Annotated in this window: 21 protein-coding genes; 14 read left to right on the top strand and 7 right to left on the bottom strand. The window is 60.6% G+C overall.

From position 1 onward, the window contains the following. Positions 1 to 102: 102 nt before the first annotated feature. From HBO10_RS05125 to gatC, 6 genes are all read right to left on the bottom strand, one after another. A complete protein-coding gene (locus HBO10_RS05125; protein WP_034126296.1) occupies positions 103 to 486 on the bottom strand; it encodes a carboxymuconolactone decarboxylase family protein in 384 nt (127 codons plus the stop codon). Next, positions 483 to 1562, bottom strand: a complete 1080-nt coding sequence (locus tag HBO10_RS05120; RefSeq protein ID WP_034126297.1) for a calcium/sodium antiporter — start codon at positions 1560 to 1562, stop codon at positions 483 to 485. Before HBO10_RS05120 ends, HBO10_RS05125 begins: the two co-directional genes overlap by 4 nt. Positions 1563 to 1588: 26 nt before the next feature. Beyond that, positions 1589 to 1960 carry a septal ring lytic transglycosylase RlpA family protein gene (locus HBO10_RS05115; RefSeq protein ID WP_034126298.1) on the bottom strand — a complete coding sequence of 124 codons (372 nt, stop codon included), beginning with the start codon at positions 1958 to 1960 and terminating at the stop codon, positions 1589 to 1591. 130 nt (positions 1961 to 2090) lie between these two features. After that, positions 2091 to 3536 carry an Asp-tRNA(Asn)/Glu-tRNA(Gln) amidotransferase subunit GatB gene (gatB, locus tag HBO10_RS05105; protein WP_005784800.1) on the bottom strand — a complete coding sequence of 482 codons (1446 nt, stop codon included), beginning with the start codon at positions 3534 to 3536 and terminating at the stop codon, positions 2091 to 2093. Between the two features lie 10 nt (positions 3537 to 3546). Beyond that, on the bottom strand, positions 3547 to 4998 hold the full coding sequence (gene gatA / locus HBO10_RS05100; protein WP_014716920.1) for an Asp-tRNA(Asn)/Glu-tRNA(Gln) amidotransferase subunit GatA: 1452 nt from the start codon (positions 4996 to 4998) through the stop codon (positions 3547 to 3549). 16 nt (positions 4999 to 5014) lie between these two features. Beyond that, the gene (gene gatC, locus HBO10_RS05095) at positions 5015 to 5302 is read right to left on the bottom strand and encodes an Asp-tRNA(Asn)/Glu-tRNA(Gln) amidotransferase subunit GatC (protein WP_003188556.1); all 288 of its coding nucleotides are present in this window, start codon (positions 5300 to 5302) and stop codon (positions 5015 to 5017) included. 210 nt (positions 5303 to 5512) lie between these two features. Between gatC and mreB the strand changes: the two genes are divergently transcribed. From mreB to tldD, 8 genes are all read left to right on the top strand, one after another. Then, positions 5513 to 6550, top strand: a complete 1038-nt coding sequence (gene mreB / locus HBO10_RS05090) for a rod shape-determining protein MreB (protein ID WP_002555108.1) — start codon at positions 5513 to 5515, stop codon at positions 6548 to 6550. Positions 6551 to 6689: 139 nt separating this feature from the next. After that, positions 6690 to 7763: a rod shape-determining protein MreC gene (mreC, locus tag HBO10_RS05085; RefSeq protein ID WP_072447076.1), complete on the top strand. Its 1074-nt coding sequence runs from the start codon at positions 6690 to 6692 to the stop codon at positions 7761 to 7763. Beyond that, positions 7763 to 8251, top strand: coding sequence for a rod shape-determining protein MreD (gene mreD / locus HBO10_RS05080; protein WP_034126300.1), 489 nt, complete (start codon positions 7763 to 7765; stop codon positions 8249 to 8251). The genes mreC and mreD overlap by 1 nt, the downstream gene beginning before the upstream one ends. 51 nt (positions 8252 to 8302) lie before the next feature. Further along, positions 8303 to 8899, top strand: a complete 597-nt coding sequence (locus HBO10_RS05075; protein WP_034126301.1) for a Maf family protein — start codon at positions 8303 to 8305, stop codon at positions 8897 to 8899. Positions 8900 to 8969: 70 nt separating this feature from the next. After that, complete coding sequence (gene rng, locus HBO10_RS05070) at positions 8970 to 10427, top strand: ribonuclease G (RefSeq protein WP_003188562.1); 1458 nt, start codon at positions 8970 to 8972, stop codon at positions 10425 to 10427. Positions 10428 to 10504: 77 nt separating this feature from the next. Further along, the gene (locus HBO10_RS05065; RefSeq protein WP_169921942.1) at positions 10505 to 14320 is read left to right on the top strand and encodes a YhdP family protein; all 3816 of its coding nucleotides are present in this window, start codon (positions 10505 to 10507) and stop codon (positions 14318 to 14320) included. A gap of 48 nt (positions 14321 to 14368) precedes the next feature. Beyond that, complete coding sequence (locus HBO10_RS05060; RefSeq protein ID WP_034126303.1) at positions 14369 to 15217, top strand: carbon-nitrogen hydrolase family protein; 849 nt, start codon at positions 14369 to 14371, stop codon at positions 15215 to 15217. Between the two features lie 16 nt (positions 15218 to 15233). Further along, complete coding sequence (gene tldD, locus HBO10_RS05055) at positions 15234 to 16676, top strand: metalloprotease TldD (RefSeq protein ID WP_034126304.1); 1443 nt, start codon at positions 15234 to 15236, stop codon at positions 16674 to 16676. Between the two features lie 45 nt (positions 16677 to 16721). Here tldD and yjgA read toward each other — a convergent pair whose 3' ends face one another. Further along, the gene (gene yjgA / locus HBO10_RS05050) at positions 16722 to 17243 is read right to left on the bottom strand and encodes a ribosome biogenesis factor YjgA (protein WP_003188568.1); all 522 of its coding nucleotides are present in this window, start codon (positions 17241 to 17243) and stop codon (positions 16722 to 16724) included. A 108-nt stretch (positions 17244 to 17351) separates the two neighbouring features. Between yjgA and pmbA the strand changes: the two genes are divergently transcribed. The 6 genes from pmbA to HBO10_RS05020 all read left to right on the top strand — a co-directional run bounded on the left by pmbA (position 17352) and on the right by HBO10_RS05020 (position 23141). After that, positions 17352 to 18698, top strand: a complete 1347-nt coding sequence (gene pmbA / locus HBO10_RS05045) for a metalloprotease PmbA (protein WP_169921941.1) — start codon at positions 17352 to 17354, stop codon at positions 18696 to 18698. Positions 18699 to 18844: 146 nt separating this feature from the next. After that, positions 18845 to 19240 (top strand): hypothetical protein, encoded by a 396-nt coding sequence (locus HBO10_RS05040; protein WP_003188570.1) that lies wholly within the window; start codon positions 18845 to 18847, stop codon positions 19238 to 19240. Then, complete coding sequence (locus tag HBO10_RS05035) at positions 19233 to 20609, top strand: class II fumarate hydratase (protein ID WP_034126306.1); 1377 nt, start codon at positions 19233 to 19235, stop codon at positions 20607 to 20609. The genes HBO10_RS05040 and HBO10_RS05035 overlap by 8 nt, the downstream gene beginning before the upstream one ends. A 27-nt stretch (positions 20610 to 20636) precedes the next feature. Beyond that, a complete protein-coding gene (locus HBO10_RS05030) occupies positions 20637 to 21065 on the top strand; it encodes a hypothetical protein (protein WP_034126307.1) in 429 nt (142 codons plus the stop codon). 1 nt (position 21066) lies between these two features. Further along, positions 21067 to 21714 (top strand): superoxide dismutase, encoded by a 648-nt coding sequence (locus HBO10_RS05025; protein ID WP_262378097.1) that lies wholly within the window; start codon positions 21067 to 21069, stop codon positions 21712 to 21714. Beyond that, the gene (locus tag HBO10_RS05020) at positions 21711 to 23141 is read left to right on the top strand and encodes an IS1182 family transposase (RefSeq protein WP_040137976.1); all 1431 of its coding nucleotides are present in this window, start codon (positions 21711 to 21713) and stop codon (positions 23139 to 23141) included. The genes HBO10_RS05025 and HBO10_RS05020 overlap by 4 nt, the downstream gene beginning before the upstream one ends. The last annotated feature ends 211 nt before the right edge of the window (positions 23142 to 23352 follow it).

Raw genomic sequence — 23352 nt, 5'->3', positions numbered from 1 at the left:
CCATCGCAGCGATGCGGCGACCCGACAAGCCAGCTCCCACATGTGGACGTGTGAATACCCTCAAGTGTGGGGGCTGGCTTGCCTGCGATAGCTACAGGACAGTCACTGCTGATCGGCCTGATACGCCTCAATCACTTCCTGCGCCGCCCGAAACGCATCAATCGCCGCCGGCACCCCTGCATACACCGCGCAATGCAGCAGCGCTTCGCGGATCTCCTCCACCGTACAGCCATTATTCAGCGCACCGCGCACATGGCCCTTGAGTTCCTGCGGGCACTTGAGGGCGGTGAGGGCGGCGAGGGTGATCAGGCTGCGGGTCTTGAGCGGTAACCCTTCGCGGTTCCAGACGCTGCCCCACGCGTGCTCATTGACGAAGTCCTGCAGCGGTTGGGTGAACGCCGTGGCATTACCCAGGGCGCGGTCGACGAACGCATCGCCCATGACCTGGCGACGTACTTCAACCCCGGGTTTTTTCTGTTCGGTCATTGCGATTCCCTCTTGTGTTGGCGGTGCCAGGCGCGCAGTGAGGTGAACAACAGCAGAGCCCCTAACGCTGGCAGGACGTAATACAGCATCAATTGTTCAAGCTTGTTGGCCAGCGGCATGCCAGTGGTGAAGGCCATGACATGCAGACCGTACGCCAGGTACAGCCCCAGCAGCACCAGCCCTTCGATACGTGTTACCCGATAGCCGGTATAGAACACCGGCAGGCACAGGATGATGGCGCCGAGCATCACCGGTAAATCGAAGTCCAGGGCGTTGGGCGAGACCGACAGCGGCGTCGGCGCCACCAGTGCGGTGAAGCCCAGCACGCCGAGCAGGTTGAACACGTTGCTGCCGATCACGTTGCCCACGGCGATCTCCCGTTCGCCACGCAACGCGGCGATCAGCGACGTGGCAAGGCACGGCAGCGAGGTGCCGACGCCGATCAACGTGAGGCCGATGACGCGCTCCGACAATCCGAGATCGCCCGCTACATCCACCGCTGCGCCGAGCAACAAATGCCCGGCCAGCACCAGCACCAGCAAACCGCCGAGCATCAGCAGCACACTGCTCAGCCATGGCGCCTTCGCCACGGTGTCCAGAGTGCGCGGGCGGCGGGAATGACGCGTCTGGTAATGCAATACGCCAACGTAGGCCACCAGCGCCACCAGCAGCACGGCGCCATCGAAGGGCGTCAGCATTTCGTTAGCCGCCAGGATAAATACCAGCAGGCCGGCGACGATCATCACCGGGATATCTACGCGCACCAGTTGCCGCGAGACCCGCAACGGAATGATCAGTGCGGACAAGCCCAGGGTCACGAGGATGTTGAAGATACTGCTGCCGATGACACTGCCCACAGCGATATCCGTGTTGCCGGCCAGCGTGGCCTGAAGGCTGACGGTCATCTGCGGCGCACTGCTGCCGAAGGCGACGATGCTCAAGCCGATGATCAGTGGCCGCACCTTGAGGCTCGCCGCCAGGCGTACTGCGGCGCGTACCAGGATTTCAGCGCCGATGATCAGCAAGATCAGGCCGCCCACCAGTTCGAGCAGGCTCCAGGGTGAGAGGGCGTTCAATCCGAAAATGCTCAAGGCTGCCTCGATCAGTTGTTCAGGGCTTGCACGCGTACCCGTGCGGTACCGCTGCGCAGCATGCGCAACTGCTCGGCAGCTTTGCGTGAAACGTCGATCAGGCGGCCACGGGTATGCGGGCCGCGATCAGTGATACGCACCACGACAGAACGGTTGTTGTCGAGGTTGGTCACCTTGACCTGCGTACCGAAGGGCAGGCGCCGATGGGCGGCGGTCAAGGCGTTCTGGTTGAAAGGTTCACCGCTGGCGGTTTTCTTGCCATGGTGCTTGGCGCCGTAATAGGACGCGGTGCCGGTTTCGTCGTAGCCGTTGGGGTCGATGAGGCCGCTGGCGCAACCGGCCAGCAGGGAGGACAGGGCCAGGAGGCCGAGTAGACGCTTCATTTCAAGATGTCCCCGTTGGATCGTTCCCACGCTCTGCGTGGGAATGCAGCTGGTGACGCTACGCGTCACAAAAGCGGACGCGGAGCGTCCCGTGAGGCGTTCCCACGCAGAGCGTGGGAACGATCATGGATCAGCCTTCGAGCTTGCTTTTGAGCAGTTCGTTCACCTGTTGCGGGTTGGCTTTGCCCTTGGAGGCTTTCATCGCCTGGCCGACAAAGAAGCCGAACATCTTGCCGCGCTTGGCTTCGTCTGCGGCGCGGTATTGCTCGACCTGTTCGGCATTGGCCGCGAGCATTTCATCGAGCACGGCCGAGATGGCGCCGCTGTCGGTGACTTGCTTGAGGCCACGCTTCTCGATGATCTCGTCGGCATTGCCTTCACCGGCGGCCATCGCTTCGAACACGGTCTTGGCAATTTTGCCGGAGATGGTGTTGTCCTTGATGCGCAGCAGCATGCCACCTAGTTGTTCGGCGGTGACCGGCGCTTCGTCGATTTCCAGGCCCTGTTTGTTCAACAGGCTGCCCAGCTCGACCATCACCCAGTTGGCCGCCAGCTTGGCGTCGCCGGCAATGCTCACGACTTTTTCGAAGTAGTTGGCTTGTTCACGGCTGGAGGCCAGGACGCTGGCATCGTAGACCGACAGGCCGAACTGCTCCTGGAAGCGCTCGCGTTTTTGCTGCGGCAGTTCCGGCAGGGTGGCGCGGATGTCATTGAGGAAGGAATCCTCCAGCACCACTGGCAACAGGTCAGGGTCGGGGAAGTAACGGTAGTCGTTGGCTTCCTCTTTGCTGCGCATGGCGCGGGTTTCGTCTTTGTTCGGATCGTACAGGCGCGTTTGCTGGATCACCTTGCCGCCGTCTTCGATCAGCTCGATCTGGCGACGTACTTCGCTGTTGATCGCCTTCTCGATGAAGCGGAACGAGTTGACGTTCTTGATCTCGCAGCGGGTGCCGAACTCGACCTGGCCCTTGGGGCGGATCGACACGTTGCAGTCGCAACGCAGCGAGCCTTCGGCCATGTTGCCGTCGCAGATGCCCAGGTAGCGCACCAGCGCGTGGATGGTCTTGACGTAGGCCACGGCTTCCTTGGCGCTGCGCATGTCCGGCTCGGACACGATCTCCAGCAGCGGCGTGCCAGCACGGTTCAGGTCGATACCGGTAGCGCCCGGGAATTCTTCGTGCAGGCTTTTGCCGGCGTCTTCTTCCAGGTGCGCACGGGTGACGCCGACGCGCTTGATGGTGCCGTCTTCCAGGGGAATGTCCAGGTGGCCCTTGCCGACAATCGGCAGTTCCATCTGGCTGATCTGGTAGCCCTTGGGCAGGTCCGGGTAGAAGTAGTTCTTGCGCGCAAACACGTTGTGCTGGCCGATTTCGGCGTCAATCGCCAAGCCGAACATCACGGCCATGCGCACTGCTTCCTGGTTCAGCACCGGCAGCACGCCGGGCATGCCCAGGTCGACCAGGCTGGCCTGGGTATTGGGCTCGGAGCCGAACGTGGTGGCGCTACCGGAGAAAATCTTCGATTGGGTGGCGAGTTGGGTATGAATCTCCAGCCCGATCACAACTTCCCATTGCATAGTGTTCTCCTCAGAAGCCGGTAGGGGTGCGGGTGTGCCAGTCGGTGTTCAACTGGTACTGGTGCGCCACATTGAGCAGGCGGCCTTCCTGGAAATATGGGGCGAGCAATTGCACGCCCACCGGCAGGCCATCGACGAAACCTGCGGGCATGGACAAGCCCGGCAAGCCCGCGAGATTGGCGGTGATGGTGTAGAGGTCTTCCAGGTACTCGGCGATCGGGTCGCCGGTCTTGGCGCCGATCTTCCACGCCAGGTTTGGCGCGGTCGGGCCGAGGATCACATCGACTTCTTCAAAGGCGGCCATGAAATCGTTCTTGATCAGGCGACGGATTTTTTGCGCCTTGAGGTAGTACGCGTCGTAGTAGCCGGCGGACAGGGCGTAGGCCCCGACCATGATCCGGCGCTGCACTTCACTGCCGAAGCCTTCGCCGCGGGAGCGTTTGTACAGGTCGGTGAGGTCTTTCGGGTTCTCGCAGCGGTAGCCGAAGCGCACGCCGTCGAAACGCGACAGGTTGGAAGAGGCCTCTGCTGGCGCGATCACGTAGTAGGCGGGAATCGCGTGCTGGTTGTTCGGCAGGCTGATTTCCTTGATCACGGCGCCAAGCTTTTCGAGCTCTTTGATGCTGTTTTGCACCAGTTCGGCGATACGCGGGTCGAGGCCGGCGCTGAAGTATTCCTTCGGCACGCCGATGCGCAGGCCCTTGATCGAGGTGTTCAGGCTGGCGCTGTAGTCCGGCACTGGCTCGTCGATGCTGGTGGAGTCCTGTTTATCGAAGCCTGCCATGCCTTGTAACAATATTGCGCAGTCTTCAGCCGTGCGTGCCAGGGGGCCGCCCTGATCGAGACTTGAGGCGTAGGCGATCATGCCCCAGCGGGAAACGCGACCGTAGGTCGGCTTCAGGCCGGTGAGGTTGGTGAAGGCGGCTGGCTGGCGGATCGAACCGCCGGTATCGGTGGCGGTAGCGGCCGGCAGGAAGCGCGCGGCCACGGCCGCCGCCGAACCACCGGACGAACCACCCGGGACGTGTTCCAGGTTCCACGGGTTTTTCACCGCGCCGTAGTAGCTGGACTCGTTGGCCGAACCCATGGCGAATTCGTCCATGTTGGTCTTGCCCAGGGTCACGGCGCCGGCGGCGGCCAGCTTGGCGACCACAGTGGCGTCGTAGGGTGCCTTGAAGTTGTCGAGCATCTTCGAGCCGCAGCTGGTGCGAATGCCCTGGGTGCAGAACAGGTCCTTGTGGGCGATCGGTGCGCCGAGCAGCGCGCCGTTCTCACCGTTGGCGCGACGGGCGTCGGCGGCCTTGGCCTGGCTCAGGGCCAGCTCCTCGGTGAGGCTGATGAAGCTGTTGACCTTCGGATCGAGCGCGGCGATACGCGCCAGCAAGGTCTGGGTCAGCTCTTCGGAAGAAAACGATTTGTCGGCGAGACCGCGGGCGATCTCGGCCAGAGTCATGTGATGCATGAAAGGCTCTTTCCCTTTAGTCGATGACTTTCGGAACCAGGTACAGGCCGTTTTCGACCGCTGGCGCGATGGACTGGTAGGCCTCGCGATTATTGCGTTCGGTCACGACGTCTGCGCGCAGGCGCTGGCTGGCTTCCAGTGGGTGAGCCAGGGGCTCGATGCCGTCGGTATTCACGGCCTGCATTTGGTCGACCAGCCCGAGAATGCTGTTCAGGGCTGCGGTGGTCTGTGGAAGATCGGCATCATTAAGGCCAAGCGAGGCCAAATGTGCGATTTTTTCCACGTCGGAGCGTTCAAGCGCCATGGGATTCTCCAGTGGAAAACAGAACGGAGGGCGTCCGTGTGTTAGATTGTCGGAACACTACCGCATTTCTACGGTCATAAGGCCGCGATTGTGGGGGTTGGTGCACAGAAAGTCGGCCAATTTAGCACATTGGCGCCTTGCCCAAAATCCCTGTCGTTGTTAGAGTTTGCCGCACTTTTTTACCCACGCGTTGCCTAGGGTCCTTTCCCCATGTTCAAGAAACTGCGTGGCATGTTTTCCAGCGATCTCTCCATTGACCTGGGCACTGCCAACACCCTTATTTACGTGCGCGAGCGCGGTATCGTTCTGAATGAGCCATCGGTTGTGGCCATTCGGACCCATGGTAATCAGAAAAGTGTCGTTGCCGTTGGCACCGAGGCCAAGCGCATGCTCGGCCGTACACCAGGCAATATTGCTGCCATTCGTCCGATGAAGGATGGCGTGATCGCCGATTTCAGCGTCTGTGAAAAGATGCTGCAGTACTTCATCAACAAAGTTCACGAAAACAGTTTCCTGCAGCCCAGCCCTCGCGTGCTGATCTGCGTTCCGTGCAAGTCCACCCAGGTGGAGCGTCGCGCCATCCGTGAATCGGCCCTTGGCGCCGGTGCCCGTGAAGTATTCCTGATCGAAGAGCCAATGGCGGCTGCGATCGGTGCCGGCCTGCCGGTGGAAGAAGCGCGCGGTTCGATGGTGGTGGATATCGGTGGTGGTACTACCGAAATCGCCCTGATTTCCCTGAACGGTGTGGTGTATGCCGAATCCGTGCGCGTGGGCGGCGACCGCTTCGACGAAGCGATCATCACTTATGTGCGTCGTAACTACGGCAGCCTGATCGGCGAATCCACCGCCGAGCGCATCAAGCAGGAAATCGGCACCGCTTACCCAGGCGGTGAAGTGCGCGAAGTCGATGTGCGCGGTCGCAACCTGGCCGAAGGCGTTCCACGTGCCTTCACCCTGAACTCCAATGAAGTGCTGGAAGCTCTGCAAGAGTCCCTGGCCACCATCGTTCAGGCGGTGAAAAGTGCCCTGGAACAATCGCCGCCGGAGCTGGCTTCCGATATTGCCGAGCGTGGCCTGGTACTGACCGGTGGTGGCGCCTTGCTGCGCGACCTCGACAAGTTGCTGGCCCAGGAAACCGGCCTGCCAGTGATCGTCGCCGAAGACCCGCTGACCTGCGTTGCCCGTGGCGGTGGTCGTGCGCTGGAAATGATGGATAAACACACCATGGACCTGCTCTCCAGCGAATAAGATTGCCTGGATGGTTCATGCTTCGTCGGCAGGCAGCACTTTGCAGTGCTGCCTGTTGGCGTTTATCTTCTTCAATCTGCATCCAGGCCGGTTTGATGCCGTATGAATAAAGAGAACATTTGCCTGGGAGGAGCGGCTTATTAAACCGCTTTTCGCCAAAGGCCCCTCATTGGGTGTGCGCTTATTGGTGCTGACCGTGCTTTCGGTCGCGCTGATGGTGGTCGATGCCCGCTTTGCACTGCTCAAGCCGGTGCGCAGCCAGATGTCGCTGGTGTTGATGCAGACCTACTGGATCACCGACCTGCCGCAACGTCTCTTCCAGGGCGTGTCCAGCCAATTTGGCAGCCGCACCGAACTGGTCGCCGAGAACGAAAAACTCAAGACTGAAAACCTGCTGTTGCAGGGGCGCATGCAAAAGCTGGCGGCCCTCACCGAGCAGAACGTTCGGCTGCGCGAGTTGCTCAATTCTTCCGCGCTGGTCAACGAAAAGGTCGAAGTGGCCGAGCTGATCGGCATGGACCCCAACCCCTTTACCCACCGCATCATCATCAACAAGGGTGAGCGCGACGGTGTGGTGCTTGGCCAGCCGGTGCTCGATGCCCGTGGCCTGATGGGCCAGGTGGTGGAGTTGATGCCCTACACCTCGCGGGTACTGTTGCTGACGGATACGACCCACAGCATTCCGGTGCAGGTCAACCGTAACGGCTTGCGCGCAATCGCCAGCGGCACCGGTAACCCGGAACGCCTGGAGCTGCGCCATGTGGCGGATACCGCTGACATCAAGGAAGGCGACCTGTTGGTCAGCTCTGGCCTGGGCCAGCGCTTCCCGGCGGGTTATCCGGTGGCGACGGTCAAAGAGGTGATCCACGATTCCGGCCAGCCGTTCGCTATCGTTCGGGCGGTACCGACTGCCGCGCTGAACCGCAGCCGTTACCTGCTGCTGGTGTTCAGCGACAACCGCACCCCGGAAGAGCGCGCTAACGACGCTGCCCAGGCCCAGGAAGCGGAGGACCAGCAGAATGGCACCGCGCCTATCGTGCCGGCCACGGTGCCAAAACCTGCTTTTGTTGGCCCACCTGCACCCGCCCCAGCCACGTCACCTGCACCGGCAGCTGCAGCACCTGTGGCAACGCCGGCCAAACCTGCCGCGCATAACGCGCGCCCGGCTAAACCGACCGCCGCTCCGGCCACCACACCGCAGAGGGGGGACTAATGGCGGGTACTCATTCACGCAATGGCTGGATCGTCTGGCTGACCTTCGCCATCGGCTTGCTGCTCAGCGTCTCGCCGCTGCCGCAGTTCATGGAAATCCTGCGCCCGCTCTGGCTGGCCTTGTTGCTGGCGTTCTGGTCATTGAACCTGCCGCACAAGGTGGGCATGCTCACGGCCATGTGCCTGGGGTTGGCCGAAGATGTGCTGTATGGCACCTTGCTAGGCCAGAACGCGTTGATCCTGACCCTGATTACCTTTCTGGTGCTGTCGCTGCAGCAGCGCTTGCGCATGTTCCCGATGTGGCAGCAGTGCCTGGTGATCCTGGTGATATTCGGCCTGGCGCAGTTGGTGCAACTATGGCTCAGCGCGTTGACCGGCAACCGCCAGCCGACCCTGGCCTTGGTTCTGCCGGCGCTGGTCAGCGCCTTGTTATGGCCCTGGATCAGTTTTGGCCTGCGTGGGCTGCGTCGTCGCTATAAAATCAATTGAATGGATTGCGAGGCTCTGCCTGGTTATCGAACCCCACAGGGAGAGTCTGCAATGAATTCGCTTTATCTGGCCTCGGGCTCCCCGCGGCGACGTGAACTGCTGGCCCAGATCGGTGTGCCCTTCACCCTGGTCAGCGCCGCTATTGATGAAACTCCCCTGAACGACGAACCTGCCGTTGCCTATGTCGAGCGCCTTGCGCGGGGCAAGGCGACGGCAGGTTTTGTCGCGCTTGGCCACACCTCGAGCACCTGCGTACTGGGGGCCGACACGGCGGTGATTGTCGATGGGCGGATCCTGGGCAAGCCGGTGGACCAGGCTGATGCACTGGCCATGCTGATGGCCCTTTCCGGCCGCGAGCATGAAGTGCTCACCGCCATCGCCCTGACCGACGGCCAGCAATGTGAAACCCGATGTGTCAGCAGCCGTGTACGTTTCCGCGAGGTTTCTGTGCGGGAGGCTACCGCCTACTGGCACAGTGGCGAACCGCAGGACAAGGCCGGCGGCTATGCTATCCAAGGGCTGGGCTCGGTGTTTGTGGCCGGGCTGAATGGCAGTTATTCCGCCGTGGTGGGCCTGCCAGTCTGCGAAACCGCGCAACTGCTCGCCCAATTCGGCATACCCTGTTGGCAAAACCTTACCGTGTGCTGAACGCCGTATTCCAGCGCCAAGCCTTAAGCGAACGGTCACTATTGTGAAAACGCCTGAACGAGACCCAGCCATGAGTGAAGAGATTCTGATCAATATCACGCCGATGGAATCGCGCGTGGCGGTGGTAGAGAACGGTGTTCTGCAAGAAGTGCATGTCGAGCGCACCCAGAAGCGCGGGATCGTCGGCAATATCTACAAAGGCAAGGTGGTGCGCGTATTGCCGGGCATGCAGGCGGCCTTCGTCGACATCGGCCTGGACCGTGCAGCGTTTATCCATGCCTCGGAAATTTCCTTGCGCGAGGGCCCTGCGGTGGAAAGCATCAGCGCTCTGGTGCACGAGGGCCAGAGCCTGGTGGTGCAAGTCACCAAGGACCCCATCGGTTCCAAGGGCGCCCGCTTGACCACCCAGCTGTCGATTCCCTCGCGCTATCTGGTGTACATGCCGCGCACCGCCCATGTGGGCATTTCCTTGAAGATCGAAGATGAAGCCGAGCGCGAGCGCCTGAAGAAGGTGGTCAGCGACTGCGTCGCCGCCGAGGGCATCAAGGAAGCGGGCGGGTTTATCCTGCGCACCGCCGCAGAAGGCGCTGGCGCTGACGAGATCCTCATGGATATTCGCTACCTGCGGCGCTTGTGGGACCAAATCGACGCGCAGATCAAGACCATTGGCGCGCCCAGCGTCATTTATGAAGACCTTGGCCTGGCGTTGCGCACGTTGCGCGATCTGGTCAGCCCGAAGATCGAGAAAATTCGCATCGACTCGCGGGAAACCTTCCAGCGCACCACGCAATTTGTCGCTGAGTTGATGCCAGAAATCGCCGATCGCCTGGAACACTACCCCGGCGAGCGGCCGATATTCGACCTGTATGGCGTCGAAGACGAAATCCAGAAAGCCCTGGAGCGCAAGGTGCCACTCAAGTCCGGCGGCTACCTGGTGGTGGACCCGGCAGAAGCCATGACCACCATCGACGTCAACACCGGTGCCTTCGTGGGCCATCGCAACCTTGAAGAGACGATCTTCAAGACCAACCTCGAAGCGGCCACGGCCATCGCTCGTCAACTGCGCCTGCGTAACCTGGGCGGCATCATCATCATCGACTTTATCGACATGGAAGATGAAGAGCACCAGCGCCAGGTGCTGCGTACGCTTGAAAAACAACTGGAGCGCGATCACGCCAAGACCAACATCATCGGCATCACCGAGTTGGGCCTGGTGCAGATGACCCGCAAGCGCACGCGTGAAAGCCTGGAACAGGTACTGTGCGAGCCGTGCAGCAGTTGCCAGGGGCGCGGCAAACTGAAGACCCCGGAAACGGTTTGCTACGAGATTTTCCGCGAGATCCTGCGCGAGGCGCGCGCCTATCAGGCCGAAGGTTATAGAGTGCTTGCCAATCAGAAGGTGGTGGATCGCCTTCTGGACGAAGAGTCCGGTAACGTCGCCGAGCTGGAAAGTTTTATCGGTCGCACGATTCGCTTCCAGGTCGAAACCATGTATTCCCAGGAACAATACGACGTGGTGTTGCTCTGATCCCCAACTGTGCATTTTCTTCGAGACCGGCAGACCTTGATCTGCGGTCCGCTAACCGTTTTTGAGGGTCGCCTGACATGGAGCGTCTGATACGCTTTTTTGCCGCTTTGACCCGTTGGGGCCTGGGCCTGTGCGCGTTGTTGCTGGTATTGGCGGCGGTGTACGTGAGCCTGGGGCGCGAACTCACCCCGCTGGTGGCCGAATACCGCGCCGAAGTGGAGGCCAAGGCCCAGGCTGCGCTGGATACGCCGCTGCATATCGGCAGCCTTGAAGGCCGCTGGAGCGGGTTTGCCCCGGTATTGCTGGCTCACGACGTCATGGTCGGCGAGGGCAGCAGTGCCTTGCGCCTGGACCAGGTGGAAGTGGTGCCGGATATGTGGGCCAGCCTGTTGGCCCGCGAAGTGCGTATCGCCCATCTGCAAGTCAGTGGCTTGCAACTGAGTGTCAAGGAAGACCAGGACGGCCGCTGGACCCTGCAAGGCTTGCCGGTGCAGGACGACCAGCCGTTGGACCCGCAACAACTGCTGACGCGCATGCAAATGGTCAAGCGCGTGTCGGTGCTGGACAGCCAGGTGACCCTGCAACCCTTCGACCAGGCACCAGTGACCGTGACCTATGTGGGCCTGAGCCTGCATACCGGCATGAGCCAGCAGCGTCTGGACGCTCGCCTGACATTGCCCGATGGCCAACCGTTGGCGGTCAGCCTGCGTAGCCGCATTCGTGCCAGCCAGTGGCAAGACGCTGAGGTCGATGCCTACCTGAGCCTGCCGCAAAGCGACTGGGCCAAGTGGATTCCCGCCAAACTGACCCAGCAATGGAAGCTGACGCAATTGAAGGCTGGCGGCGAGTTTTGGCTCAGTTGGGCCAAAGGCACGGTGCAAAGCGCGGCGGTACGCCTCAATTCGCCCCAAGTGAAGGGCAGTTACGCCGACCGTAAGCCGGTGCACCTTGAAAACCTGGCCCTGACCGCCTACCTGCAGCGCAGTGACGCTGGCCTTAAGGTGCTGTTTGATTCCCTGGCGATGAACATTGGCGAAACCCGCTGGGAGTCGCGCCTGCAATTGCAGCAAAGCCTGGCGACCGACAAGGAACAGGAAGTGTGGAAATTGCAGGCCGACCGCCTCGACCTGACCCCCATTACCCCGTTGCTCAACGCCTTGGCGCCGCTACCGGACGGTTTCGCCAAGGCCGTCGAACACCTCAAAGCCACTGGCCTGTTACGCAATGTGCTGGTGGACTTCCGACCGCAAGACATCACCGATCGCAAACTCAGTTTTGCCGCCAACCTGGAGCGTGTCGGCTTCGATGCCTACTTTGGCGCGCCGGCCGCACGCAATGTGTCCGGCAGCATCAGTGGCGACCTGGGCCAAGGTGAGTTGCGCATGGACAGCAAGGACTTTTCCTTGCATCTGTATCCGATCTTCGCCAAGCCGTGGCAGTACATCCAGGCCAATGCGCGCCTGACCTGGAAGTTGGACAAGCAAGGCTTCACCCTGATCGCCCCGTATATCAAGGTACTGGGCGAGGAAGGCAAGGTGGCGGCGGACTTCCTGATTCGCCTGCATTTCGACCACAGCCAGGAAGACTACATGGACCTGCGGGTCGGCATGGTCGATGGCGATGGCCGTTTCACCCCCAAGTACCTACCGGCCGTGTTGAGCCCGGCGCTGGATGAATGGCTGCGCACGGCGATCCTCAAGGGCGCGGTGGACGAAGGCTTCTTCCAGTACCAGGGCTCGCTCAGCCACAATGCGCTGCCCGCATCGCGCAATATCAGCCTGTTCTTCAAGGTGCATGATGCCGAACTCGCCTTCCAGCCGGGCTGGCCTCATGTGAACAAGGTCAATGGCGAAGTGTTTGTCGAGGAGAGCGGCGTACGCATTCTGGCGAGCAAGGGCCAGTTGCTCGACACCCAGGTCAAGGATGTCTACGTCAATATCCCCCACGCCCCAGCGGGCGGGGACAGTCATCTGCTGCTCACGGGCGGGTTCTCCGGCGGTTTGGGCGACGGCCTGAAGATCCTTCAAGAAGCCCCTATCGGCACGGCGTCTACGTTCGCCGGCTGGAAAGGCGAGGGCGACCTGCAAGGTAGCCTGGACCTGGACGTACCGCTGGCCAAAGGCACTGAGCCCAAGATCTTGGTGGACTTCAAGACCGACAAGGCGCGTCTGCAATTGGCCGAGCCGCCGCTGGACCTGACCCAGCTCAAGGGTGATTTTCGCTTCGACAGCGCCAAGGGCCTGAGCGGGCAGAAGATCTCGGCCCAGGCGTTCGACCGCCCCATCACGGCGCAGATCTTTGCCGAAGGCAAACCGGGCAATATCAGCACGCGGGTGACTGCCAATGGCCAGGTCACCGTCAAGCGCCTTACGGACTGGTTGAAAATCAGCCAGCCGTTGCCGGTCTCCGGCGATATTCCGTACCAGTTGCAAGTGATCCTCGACGGCGCGGACAGCCAGTTGATGGTCAACTCCAACCTCAAGGGTGTCGCGGTGGACCTGCCGGCACCGTTCGGCATGCCCGCCAGCCAGGGGCGTGACAGCACCTTTCGCATGACCTTGCAGGGTGCTGAGCGCCGTTACTGGTTTGATTACGGCGAGTTGGCGAATTTCACTTTTGCCGCGCCGCCGGACAAGTTCAATGATGGCCGCGGCGAACTGTTCCTCGGCGACGGCGATGCCGTGTTGCCCGGTGCCAAGGGCCTGCGCATTCGTGGCGTGCTGTCGGAACTGGATATCGATCCCTGGAAGAAGCTTGCTGATCGCTACGCGGGCAATGATCCAGGTGGCAATGCCAAGCAACTGCTCAGCGGTGCGGACTTCAAGGTGGGCAAACTGACCGGGTTTGGTACCCAGTTTGATCAGGTCAGCTTGCAGCTCGATCGCAAACCAGCGGCCTGGGGCCTGCAACTCGATAGCCAGCAAGCCAAGGGCGCGGTGAACCTGCCGGACGCCAAAGGCGCGCCGATTGCGGTCAACCTCAAGTATGTGAAATTGCCTGCGCCAGACCCGACCGCGCAGGCGGACGAAAACGCGCCGGACCCGCTGGCCGATATCGACCCAAAAAGCATTCCGGCGCTGGATATTGCCGTCGACCAGCTGTTCCAGGGCTCGGACCTGATCGGGGCCTGGTCGCTGAGGATCCGCCCCACCGCCAAAGGGCTGGCCTTCAATAACCTCGACCTTGGCCTCAAGGGCATGCTGCTCAAGGGCGCCGGGGGTTGGGAAGGTGCGCCAGGCGCCAGCAGCAGTTGGTACAAGGGCCGCCTCGATGGGCGCAACATTGCCGACGTGCTCAAGGGCTGGGGTTTTGCGCCTACGGTGACCAGCGAAGACTTTCATCTGGACGTGGATGGCCGCTGGCCGGGGTCGCCGGCCTGGGTCGGGCCCAAGCGGTTTTCCGGCAGTCTGGATGCCGCGTTCCGTAAAGGTCAGTTCGTCGAAGTGGAGGGCGGTGCCCAGGCATTGCGAGTGTTTGGCCTGCTTAACTTCAACTCCATTGGCCGGCGTTTGCGTTTGGACTTTTCCGACTTGTTCGGCAAGGGCTTGAGCTACGACCGGGTCAAAGGCTTGTTGGCCGCCAGTAATGGCGTGTTCGTGACCCGCGAGCCCATCACCATGACCGGGCCTTCCACCAACCTGGAGCTTAACGGCGCCCTGGATCTGGTGGCCGATCGCGTCGACGCCAAATTGCTGGTCACCTTGCCTGTGACCAACAACCTGCCGATTGCGGCGCTGATTGTCGGTGCGCCGGCCATTGGTGGTGCGCTGTTTTTGATCGACAAGCTGATCGGTGACCGGGTTTCGCGCTTCGCCAGTGTGCAATACAAGGTGCAAGGCCCCTGGAAGGATCCAAAAATCACCTTCGACAAGCCATTTGAAAAGCCAAACTGAGAGCCTGTGGAGTAGCATGGCCCCATGCCCTGTCTGGAGTGTCGGCCCATGTCCTTTGCGGTAATTCAAATGGTCAGCCAGAGTGACGTGCTGGCCAACCTCGCCCAGGCGCGTCGCCTGCTGGAGCAGGCGGCGGCCGATGGTGCGAAACTCGCGGTGCTGCCAGAGAATTTCGCCGCCATGGGCCGCCGCGACTTGGCCGACATTGGCCGCGCCGAGGCGTTGGGCCAAGGGCCTGTGCTGCCCTGGTTGAAACAGGCCGCCCGCGACCTCACCTTATGGATAGTGGCCGGCACATTGCCGCTGCCGCCCAAGGACCAGCCCCACGCCAAACCCAATGCTTGCTCGCTGCTGATCAATGATCAGGGTGAAATCGTCGCTCGCTACGACAAACTCCATCTGTTTGATGTGGACGTGGCGGATGCTCGCGGTCGTTATCGCGAATCTGACGACTATGCTTTCGGTAACCATGTGGTGGTGGCGGATACGCCGGTGGGCCGTGTGGGGTTGACGGTGTGTTACGACCTGCGTTTCCCCGAGCTGTACAGCGAGTTACGTGCGGCGGGGGCTGAACTGATTACCGCGCCCTCGGCCTTCACGGCGGTGACCGGGGCTGCACACTGGGATGTGCTGATTCGCGCACGTGCCATCGAAACCCAGTGCTACCTGCTGGCAGCCGCCCAGGGCGGTGTGCACCCAGGCCCACGGGAAACGTTTGGCCATGCGGCGATTGTCGACCCTTGGGGCCGAGTGCTGGCGCAACAGGATCAAGGCGAAGCGGTGTTACTGGCCGAACGCGATAGCAGTGAACAGGCGTCGATACGGACGCGCATGCCGGTGGCCAATCACCGGCGCTTTTTCTCGCAGGGCGCGCAGCGGCCTGCTTCAGAACGATGAATTTAAGGCCAAACCTATGAGCGAGTTGTTGTCCTCAGTCAGTGATCACCTCCTGGCACCCGGTGGCGTGACCATCGAAAGCCTGCAAGCCGTGCTCGGCGATCTGGCCGGGCCGGGTATCGATGCGGCTGACCTGTATTTCCAGGGGCAGATTTCCGAGTCCTGGGCGTTGGAAGATGGGATCGTCAAGGAAGGCAGTTTCAACCTTGACCAGGGCGTAGGCGTCCGCGCGCAATCGGGTGAGAAGACCGGCTTTGCCTACAGTAATGCGATCACCCTGGAGGCCCTGGGCCTGGCGGCGCGTGCCGCCCGTTCGATCTCCCGTGCCGGGCAGAATGGCACGGTGCAGGCGTTCAGTACCCAGGACGTGGCGCAGTTGTATGCGCCGGATAACCCCTTGGAAGTGATCAGTCGTGCGGAAAAGGTAGAGCTGCTCAAGCGTATCGACGCTGCTACCCGTGCCTTGGACCCGCGTATCCAGCAAGTGACCGTGAGCATGGCTGGCGTGTGGGAGCGCATCCTCGTGGCGTCCACCGACGGTGGGCTGGCGGCGGATGTACGGCCGCTGGTGCGTTTCAATGTGAGTGTGATCGTCGAACAGAACGGGCGCCGCGAGCGCGGTGGTCATGGCGGCGGCGGACGCACCGACTACCGTTATTTCCTTGCTGACGACCGTGCCATGGGCTATGCCCGTGAGGCGCTGCGCCAGGCATTGGTCAACCTGGAAGCGATTCCCGCGCCGGCCGGCACCTTGCCGGTGGTGCTGGGTTCGGGTTGGTCTGGCGTGTTGCTCCACGAAGCCGTGGGCCATGGCCTGGAAGGCGATTTCAACCGCAAGGGCAGTTCCGCCTACAGCGGGCGCATGGGCGAAATGGTTGCGTCCAAGCTGTGCACCATTGTCGATGACGGCACCCTGGCCGGCCGCCGTGGTTCGCTGAGCGTCGATGACGAAGGCACGCCGACCGAATGCACCACCCTGATCGAGAACGGCGTGCTCAAGGGCTACATGCAAGACAAGCTCAACGCCCGCCTGATGGGCGTGGCGCGCACCGGTAACGGCCGTCGTGAGTCCTATGCGCATCTACCGATGCCGCGCATGACCAACACCTACATGCTCGGTGGTCAAAGCGATCCGGCAGAAATCATTGCCTCGGTAAAACGCGGTATCTACTGCGCCAACCTCGGCGGCGGCCAGGTGGATATCACCAGCGGCAAGTTCGTGTTCTCCACCAGCGAGGCGTACCTGATCGAAGACGGCAAGATTACCGCGCCGGTCAAAGGGGCGACGCTGATTGGTAACGGGCCGGAAGCCATGAGCAAGGTGTCGATGGTCGGTAACGACCTGTCGCTGGACAGCGGCGTGGGCACGTGCGGCAAGGATGGGCAGTCGGTGCCGGTAGGTGTCGGCCAGCCAACTTTGAAAATTGATGCGATTACCGTGGGTGGCACGGGATCGTAGGAGCCGGAGCTTCGGGTGGCGAAGACCGCCACCCGGGGAAGAGGATCAGCGCAGACCGCGTTGAGTCTCGTCCAGCTCACGGATGTACTTGAAGATTTTACGGCTGGTGGCCGGCGCCTTGTTATGCGCCAGCTCGTGCTGGGCCTGACGGATCAGGGAGCGCAATTGCTGGCGGTCCGCGTCCGGATAGTCCAGTACGAATTTCTCCAGCACCGCGTCATCGCCCGAGATCAGGCGGTCACGCCAACGTTCCAGGTTGTGGAAGCGTTCGTTGTACTGGCGAGTGGAGGCATCGGTTTGATCGAGCAAAGTCAGAATGGCGTCAATGTCTTGGTCGCGCATCAGTTTGCCGATAAACGAGATGTGCCGTTTACGCGCGATATTCGCGGTGTGCTTGGGCGCATCGGCCAGGGCCCGACGCATTTCGTCGGTCAGTGGCAGTTTGGCAACCAAATCCTTTTTGAGCGTTGTAAGGCGCTCGCCAAGGTCAACCAGAGCATGCAGCTCACGTTTGACCTGGGTTTTGCTTTTCTCCCCATCGAGGGAGTCGTCGTAAGAATCAACCATGGTGGCAGTCCGCAAAGAAACGCCGCCATGATAACCAGTCGGGGGCCGCTTGTCCGGCCCGGTCGCTCGATGGCCATTACCGAAAGCAGAATTTGAGTGGAGAAAACCATGAGTGCAGCCCAAAGCGTCGGTCCACAAGCGTTACCGGCACTGCAGGAACAAGTCGAGCAGATCCTTGCCGAAGCCAAGCGCCAGGGGGCCAGCGCCTGTGAAGTGGCGGTGTCGCTGGAGCAAGGGTTGTCGACTTCGGTGCGCCAGCGTGAAGTGGAAACGGTTGAATTCAATCGCGACCAAGGGTTTGGCATCACCTTGTATGCGGGCCAGCGCAAAGGCTCGGCCAGCACCTCGGCCAGTGGTCCGGAGGCGATTCGCGAGACCGTCGCCGCAGCACTGGCGATTGCCAAGCACACGTCCGAGGATGAAAGCTCGGGCCTGGCCGACAAGGCGCTGATGGCCAAGGATGTGCAGGATTTCGACCTGTTCCATGCCTGGGATATCACCCCTGAGCAAGCCATCGAGCTGGCGCTGACCTGCGAAGCGGCAGCCTTCGATGCCGATGCCCGCATCAAGAATGCGGATGGCACCACCTTGAGCACCCATCAGGGTTGCCGCGTCTACGGCAACAGCCATGGCTTTATCGGTGGTTATGCCTCCACGCGCCACAGCCTCAGTTGCGTGATGATTGCCGAAGCCAACGGGCAGATGCAGCGTGATTACTGGTACGACGTAAACCGCCAAGGCGATTTACTGGCCGACCCTGCAAGCATTGGCCAGCGTGCGGCGCAACGGGCTGCGAGCCGCCTGGGCGCGCGCCCGGTGCCGACTTGCGAAGTGCCTGTGCTGTTTTCCGCAGAACTGGCCGGTGGTTTATTCGGTAGCTTTCTGGGCGCGATTTCCGGTGGCAACCTGTATCGCAAGTCTTCGTTCCTTGAAGGCGCCATCGGCCAGAAGCTGTTCCCTGAGTGGCTGACCATCGACGAGCGCCCGCATCTGATGCGCGCGATGGGCAGTTCGTCGTTCGACGGCGATGGCCTGGCGACCTATGCCAAGCCGTTTGTCGAGAAGGGTGAGCTGGTGTCCTATGTGCTGGGTACTTATGCCGGCCGCAAGCTGGGCCTGCCAAGCACCGCTAACGCAGGCGGTGTGCATAACCTGTTCGTGACCCACGGTGATGAAGACCAGGCGGCGTTGTTGCGGCGGATGGGGCGCGGGTTGCTGGTGACTGAATTGATGGGCCATGGCCTGAACATGGTCACCGGTGACTACTCGCGGGGTGCGGCGGGCTTCTGGGTGGAGAATAGCGAGATTCAGTTCGCCGTCCAGGAAGTGACCATCGCCGGCAATATGCGCGATATGTTCAAGCAGATCGTTGCCGTGGGTAACGACCTGGAACTGCGCAGCAATATTCGCACGGGTTCGGTGCTTATCGAACGCATGACGGTCGCTGGCAGCTAATTCCTCCCGCACGTCCTGAAAGGCGCGCCATCGCGAAGATGGCGCGCCTTTTTTATTGCCTTGTCACGGCAGGATTAATAGGCTTCTCTTGTTTTGATTCTCAATATCATTTAATAATAAATATCATTACCGAATGAGTGTGTCTCATGAGTTCTGTCTTGCATGAGGATCCCTATCTGGAAAGCTGGCGTTGGATGAGCCGCCAGATTCGCTGTGGCCTGGATCCCAATGAACCCCGCCTGATTGAGCATTACCTGAACGAAGGTCGATACCTGGCGTGTTGCACCGCAACCCATCCGTGGACCATCGCTGAAACCTCATTTCGTTTGTTGATCGACACCGCCGCTGATGTCGCCTTGCCCTGGCATTGGCGCTCCCTGTGCCTGGACCAGGCCTGGCGACCACTGCGCGACCTGGAAAAACTCTCCCACTGTGCCTGCCGCCTCAAGCGCTGGCAGACCTTTGCCTGGCAATTGGCGAGCTGCGAATTACTGCCTTCGATTTCCGTTTCTGATTTGGTGCAAGGATCTAATGATGAGTAACACCCGTATCGAACGCGACAGCATGGGCGAACTGCATGTGCCGCAAGAAGCTTTGTATGGCGCACAAACACAGCGTGCGGTGAACAACTTTCCGATCAGTCATCAACCCATGCCGGCGCAATTCATCCGCGCGCTGATCCTGGCCAAGACAGCCGCGGCCAAGGTCAACGTCGACCTCAAGCAAATCAGCGAAGGGCAGGGCAAGGCTATTGTCGATGCTGCCCAAGGCTTGCTGGAAGGCGACTACATGCAGCACTTCCCCGTGGATATCTTCCAGACCGGCTCCGGCACCAGCTCCAACATGAACGCCAATGAAGTGATCGCGACCCTTGCCAGCCGTTTGCTGGGCGAGGCGGTCAACCCCAACGATCATGTGAATTGCGGCCAGAGCAGCAACGACATCATCCCCACCACCATTCACGTCAGTGCTGCGTTGGTGCTGCACGAGCAAACGTTGCCGGCCCTGCTGCATCTGGTGCAGGTCATCGAGCAAAAAGCCGAGGCGGTTCACCCGTTCATCAAGACCGGCCGCACGCATTTGATGGACGCCATGCCGGTGCGCATGAGTCAGGTGCTGAACGGCTGGGCGCAGCAGCTCAAGGCCAATATCGGCCACTTGCAGGACCTGCTTCCGGCGCTGCAAGCATTGGCTCAGGGCGGCACGGCGGTCGGTACCGGGATTAACGCACACCCCGAGTTTGCCGGGCGTTTCAGCCAGCAACTGAGCCTGTTGACCGGAGTGAAGTTCACACCCGGCAAGAACCTGTTTGCGCTGATTGGCTCCCAGGACACCGCCGTTGCAGTCTCTGGCCAGTTGAAAGCCTCGGCGGTGTCGCTGATGAAGATCGCCAATGACCTGCGCTGGATGAACTCCGGGCCATTGGCCGGCCTGGGTGAAATCGAACTGGAGGCGCTGCAGCCAGGCTCTTCGATCATGCCGGGCAAGGTCAACCCGGTCATTCCGGAAGCGACCGCCATGGTGGCCGCCCAGGTCATTGGCAATGACACAGTGATCACGGTGGCCGGCCAATCGGGCAACTTCGAGCTGAATGTGATGCTCCCGATCATTGCCCAAAACCTGCTCAGCAGCCTGGAGCTGCTGGCCAATGCCAGCCGGTTGCTGGCGGACAAGGCCATTGCCAGCTTCAAGGTCAACGAACCCAAGCTCAAGGAAGCGCTGTCGCGCAATCCGATCCTGGTCACCGCACTTAACCCGATCATCGGCTACCAGAAAGCCGCTGAAATCGCCAAGAAGGCGTATCAGCAAGGCCGCCCGGTGATCGATGTCGCCCTCGAACACACCGACCTGCCTCGCAGCCAACTGGAAGTCCTGCTGGACCCGGAAAAGCTCACCGCCGGCGGCGTGTAATCAACGACCCTGCTTTGGAGGCTCACCATGGAGCACTGGAAACGCACGATCGAACGGGCCAATCGCTGCTTTATGGCAGGCGAGTTGGTTGACGCTCGCGAGGCCTATCTGCAAGCCCTGGCCCTGGCCCAAGTGTTGTTCGAACGCTGGGCGGATGCTGACGAAGCAGTGGCGGCCTGTGTCATTTCCCATCACAACCTGGCGGACCTGCACTTGCGCCTGAACCAGCCTGAGGAAAGCGCCGAATATCTCTGCGCTATCCATCAGCGCCTCTTGCAGACCATGCAGGACCCACGCCTCAGCCCGTCACTGCGCGAGGCCGCGTTGCGCCAGAGCAGCAAGACCTACGTCGAGCTGCTGAATTTCATCAGCGATCACGGCGAATACCCACGCACTCATCGGCTGCTGGGAAGTGCTGCGACGCCACCGTCCACGTCCCATTATGGAGCACATTGATATGACCTATACCTTGCCGGCCTTGCCTTACGCCTACGATGCCCTCGAGCCGCATATCGACGCGCAAACCATGGAAATTCACTACACCAAACACCACCAGACCTACATCAATAACCTCAATGCCGCGGTCGAGGGCACTGAGTTCGCCGGCTGGCCCGTGGAGAAGCTGGTGTCCAGCGTCGAAACATTGCCGGAGAAATTACGCGCTGCCGTGGTCAACCAAGGAGGCGGGCATGCGAACCACTCGTTGTTCTGGGCGGTCATGTCACCGACAGGGGGCGGCAAACCCGAGGGCGCGCTGGGCAAGGCTATCGACGAGCAATTGGGTGGTTTCGACAGCTTCAAGGAGGCCTTCACCAAGGCGGCGTTGACGCGTTTCGGTAGCGGCTGGGCCTGGTTGAGTGTCACGCCACAGAAAACGCTGGTGGTGGAAAGCAGCGGCAACCAGGACAGCCCGCTGATGAGCGGCAATACACCGGTCCTGGGCCTGGACGTTTGGGAGCACGCCTACTACTTGCAATATCAAAACCGACGACCTGAGTACATCAATGCATTTTACAGCGTCATCAACTGGCCCAGAGTGTGTAAAAACGCCCCGGTAAACCTTTGCTATGATTTCGGAGAATCTCACCGCAAGGGGCGCCCATGAAACGGTTTATCCAAGGTGAACATCGAGGCCAAAGCACCTTACTTCCCGAAAGCCTCGACGATTACGTCAGCGATACCAATCCGGTTCGGGTGGTTGACGTTTTCGTCGATGAACTCGATTTGGCCAAGCTAGGTTTTGATGGCGTCATTCCAGCCGAAACCGGCAGACCTGCCTACCACCCGGCGATCCTGCTGAAGATCTACATCTACGGTTACCTAAACCGCATTCAATCGAGCCGACGTCTTGAGCGAGAAGCCCAGCGCAACGTCGAACTCATGTGGCTAACCGGGCGTTTGATGCCCGACTTCAAGACCATCGCCAACTTCCGAAAAGACAACAGCAAGGCCATTCGCGGCGCCTGCCGACAGTTCGTTTTGCTCTGCCAGCAGTTGGGGTTGTTTGGCGAAAACTTGGTTGCCATCGACGGCAGCAAATTCAAGGCAGTGAACAACCGTGACCGCAATTTCACTAGCGCCAAACTGAAGCGGCGCATGGAAGAAATCGAGGCGAGCATCAGCCGTTATTTGGCTGCGCTCGATGCGGCTGATCGACAGATTCCTAGCGCCTCCGCGCCAGACACGGCCAGCCTGGAAGATAAAATCGCCAAGCTCAAAGCGCAGATGAAAGAGCTTCAGGGGATCGAAACTCAGCTCAACAATTCCCCTGACAAACAGGTTTCGCTGACCGACCCGGATGCCCGTTCGATGATGACGCGCGGCAGCGGTATCGTCGGCTACAACGTGCAGACGGCTGTCGATACGCAGCACCATTTAATAGTTGCTCACGAGGTCACCAACAGCGGTTCCGACCGTGACCAACTCAGTTCAATGGCGAAGCAGGCTCGTGAAGCCATCGGCGAAGAAACGCTGTCCGTGGTGGCTGACCGAGGCTACTTCAAGGGTGAAGAAATCCTTGCCTGTCACGACGCAAACATCATGGCCTACGTGCCTAAGCCAATGACTTCAAGCGCCAAGGCTGATGGCCGATTCAACAAAGATGCCTTCGTGTATGACCCGACGAAAAACGAATACACCTGTCCGGCGGGAGAGGCACTGATCTGGCGATTCTCCAGCGTTGAGAAAGGCATGAATATGCACTGCTACTGGAGTTCAAAGTGCCAGAGCTGCACGCTGAAAACCCAGTGCACGCCAAGCACAAATCGTCGAGTACGGCGCTGGGAACATGAAGCTGTGCTGGAGGAAATGCAACGCCGGCTGAACCAAGCACCGGAGATGATGCGGGTTCGAAAGCGGACTGTTGAGCATCCCTTCGGGACGCTCAAACAATGGATGGGGGCAATGCACTTCCTGACTCGAAAACTGAACGGGGTGAGTGCAGAAATGAGCTTGAATGTGCTCGCCTATAACTTGAAGCGGGTGATGAAAATCATCGGCACCGAAGGCTTGTTGAAGGCGATGACGGCGTAAAAGCCCCTTTTTTTGCTGCTCCAGGAGGTGCCGCAGCGCTTCATACGCGCTCTGAGGCGTTACCAGCGCTGATCGTGGTAAGTAATCGGGAAATCACCACGCCCAAGAGCAATGGGCTGAGGCACACACGATAAGAAAGTGTTTTTACACACTCTGGGCCGGAAGTTGCCGCGCGGTATCAGGCGGCCTTGGCCTGACACTCACTCCATAA

This window comes from Pseudomonas sp. WS 5503, assembly GCF_012985385.1.
In the GTDB taxonomy this organism is placed as follows: Bacteria; Pseudomonadota; Gammaproteobacteria; order Pseudomonadales; family Pseudomonadaceae; genus Aquipseudomonas; species Aquipseudomonas paracarnis.
Note: the sequence above shows the minus strand (reverse complement) of the source record. Positions and strands in the feature narration are given on the sequence as shown.

Bases quoted from the DNA above. Each gene is read 5' to 3' on its own strand.
- HBO10_RS05125 (WP_034126296.1), bottom strand. From the start codon at position 486: ATGACCGAACAGAAAAAACCCGGGGTTGAAGTACGTCGCCAGGTCATG.
- HBO10_RS05115 (WP_034126298.1), bottom strand. From the start codon at position 1,960: ATGAAGCGTCTACTCGGCCTCCTGGCCCTGTCCTCCCTGCTGGCCGGT.
- gatB (WP_005784800.1), bottom strand. From the start codon at position 3,536: ATGCAATGGGAAGTTGTGATCGGGCTGGAGATTCATACCCAACTCGCC.
- gatA (WP_014716920.1), bottom strand. From the start codon at position 4,998: ATGCATCACATGACTCTGGCCGAGATCGCCCGCGGTCTCGCCGACAAA.
- gatC (WP_003188556.1), bottom strand. From the start codon at position 5,302: ATGGCGCTTGAACGCTCCGACGTGGAAAAAATCGCACATTTGGCCTCG.
- mreB (WP_002555108.1), top strand. From the start codon at position 5,513: ATGTTCAAGAAACTGCGTGGCATGTTTTCCAGCGATCTCTCCATTGAC.
- mreD (WP_034126300.1), top strand. From the start codon at position 7,763: ATGGCGGGTACTCATTCACGCAATGGCTGGATCGTCTGGCTGACCTTC.
- HBO10_RS05075 (WP_034126301.1), top strand. From the start codon at position 8,303: ATGAATTCGCTTTATCTGGCCTCGGGCTCCCCGCGGCGACGTGAACTG.
- rng (WP_003188562.1), top strand. From the start codon at position 8,970: ATGAGTGAAGAGATTCTGATCAATATCACGCCGATGGAATCGCGCGTG.
- HBO10_RS05065 (WP_169921942.1), top strand. From the start codon at position 10,505: ATGGAGCGTCTGATACGCTTTTTTGCCGCTTTGACCCGTTGGGGCCTG.
- HBO10_RS05060 (WP_034126303.1), top strand. From the start codon at position 14,369: ATGTCCTTTGCGGTAATTCAAATGGTCAGCCAGAGTGACGTGCTGGCC.
- tldD (WP_034126304.1), top strand. From the start codon at position 15,234: ATGAGCGAGTTGTTGTCCTCAGTCAGTGATCACCTCCTGGCACCCGGT.
- yjgA (WP_003188568.1), bottom strand. From the start codon at position 17,243: ATGGTTGATTCTTACGACGACTCCCTCGATGGGGAGAAAAGCAAAACC.
- pmbA (WP_169921941.1), top strand. From the start codon at position 17,352: ATGAGTGCAGCCCAAAGCGTCGGTCCACAAGCGTTACCGGCACTGCAG.
- HBO10_RS05040 (WP_003188570.1), top strand. From the start codon at position 18,845: ATGAGTTCTGTCTTGCATGAGGATCCCTATCTGGAAAGCTGGCGTTGG.
- HBO10_RS05035 (WP_034126306.1), top strand. From the start codon at position 19,233: ATGAGTAACACCCGTATCGAACGCGACAGCATGGGCGAACTGCATGTG.
- HBO10_RS05030 (WP_034126307.1), top strand. From the start codon at position 20,637: ATGGAGCACTGGAAACGCACGATCGAACGGGCCAATCGCTGCTTTATG.
- HBO10_RS05025 (WP_262378097.1), top strand. From the start codon at position 21,067: ATGACCTATACCTTGCCGGCCTTGCCTTACGCCTACGATGCCCTCGAG.
- HBO10_RS05020 (WP_040137976.1), top strand. From the start codon at position 21,711: ATGAAACGGTTTATCCAAGGTGAACATCGAGGCCAAAGCACCTTACTT.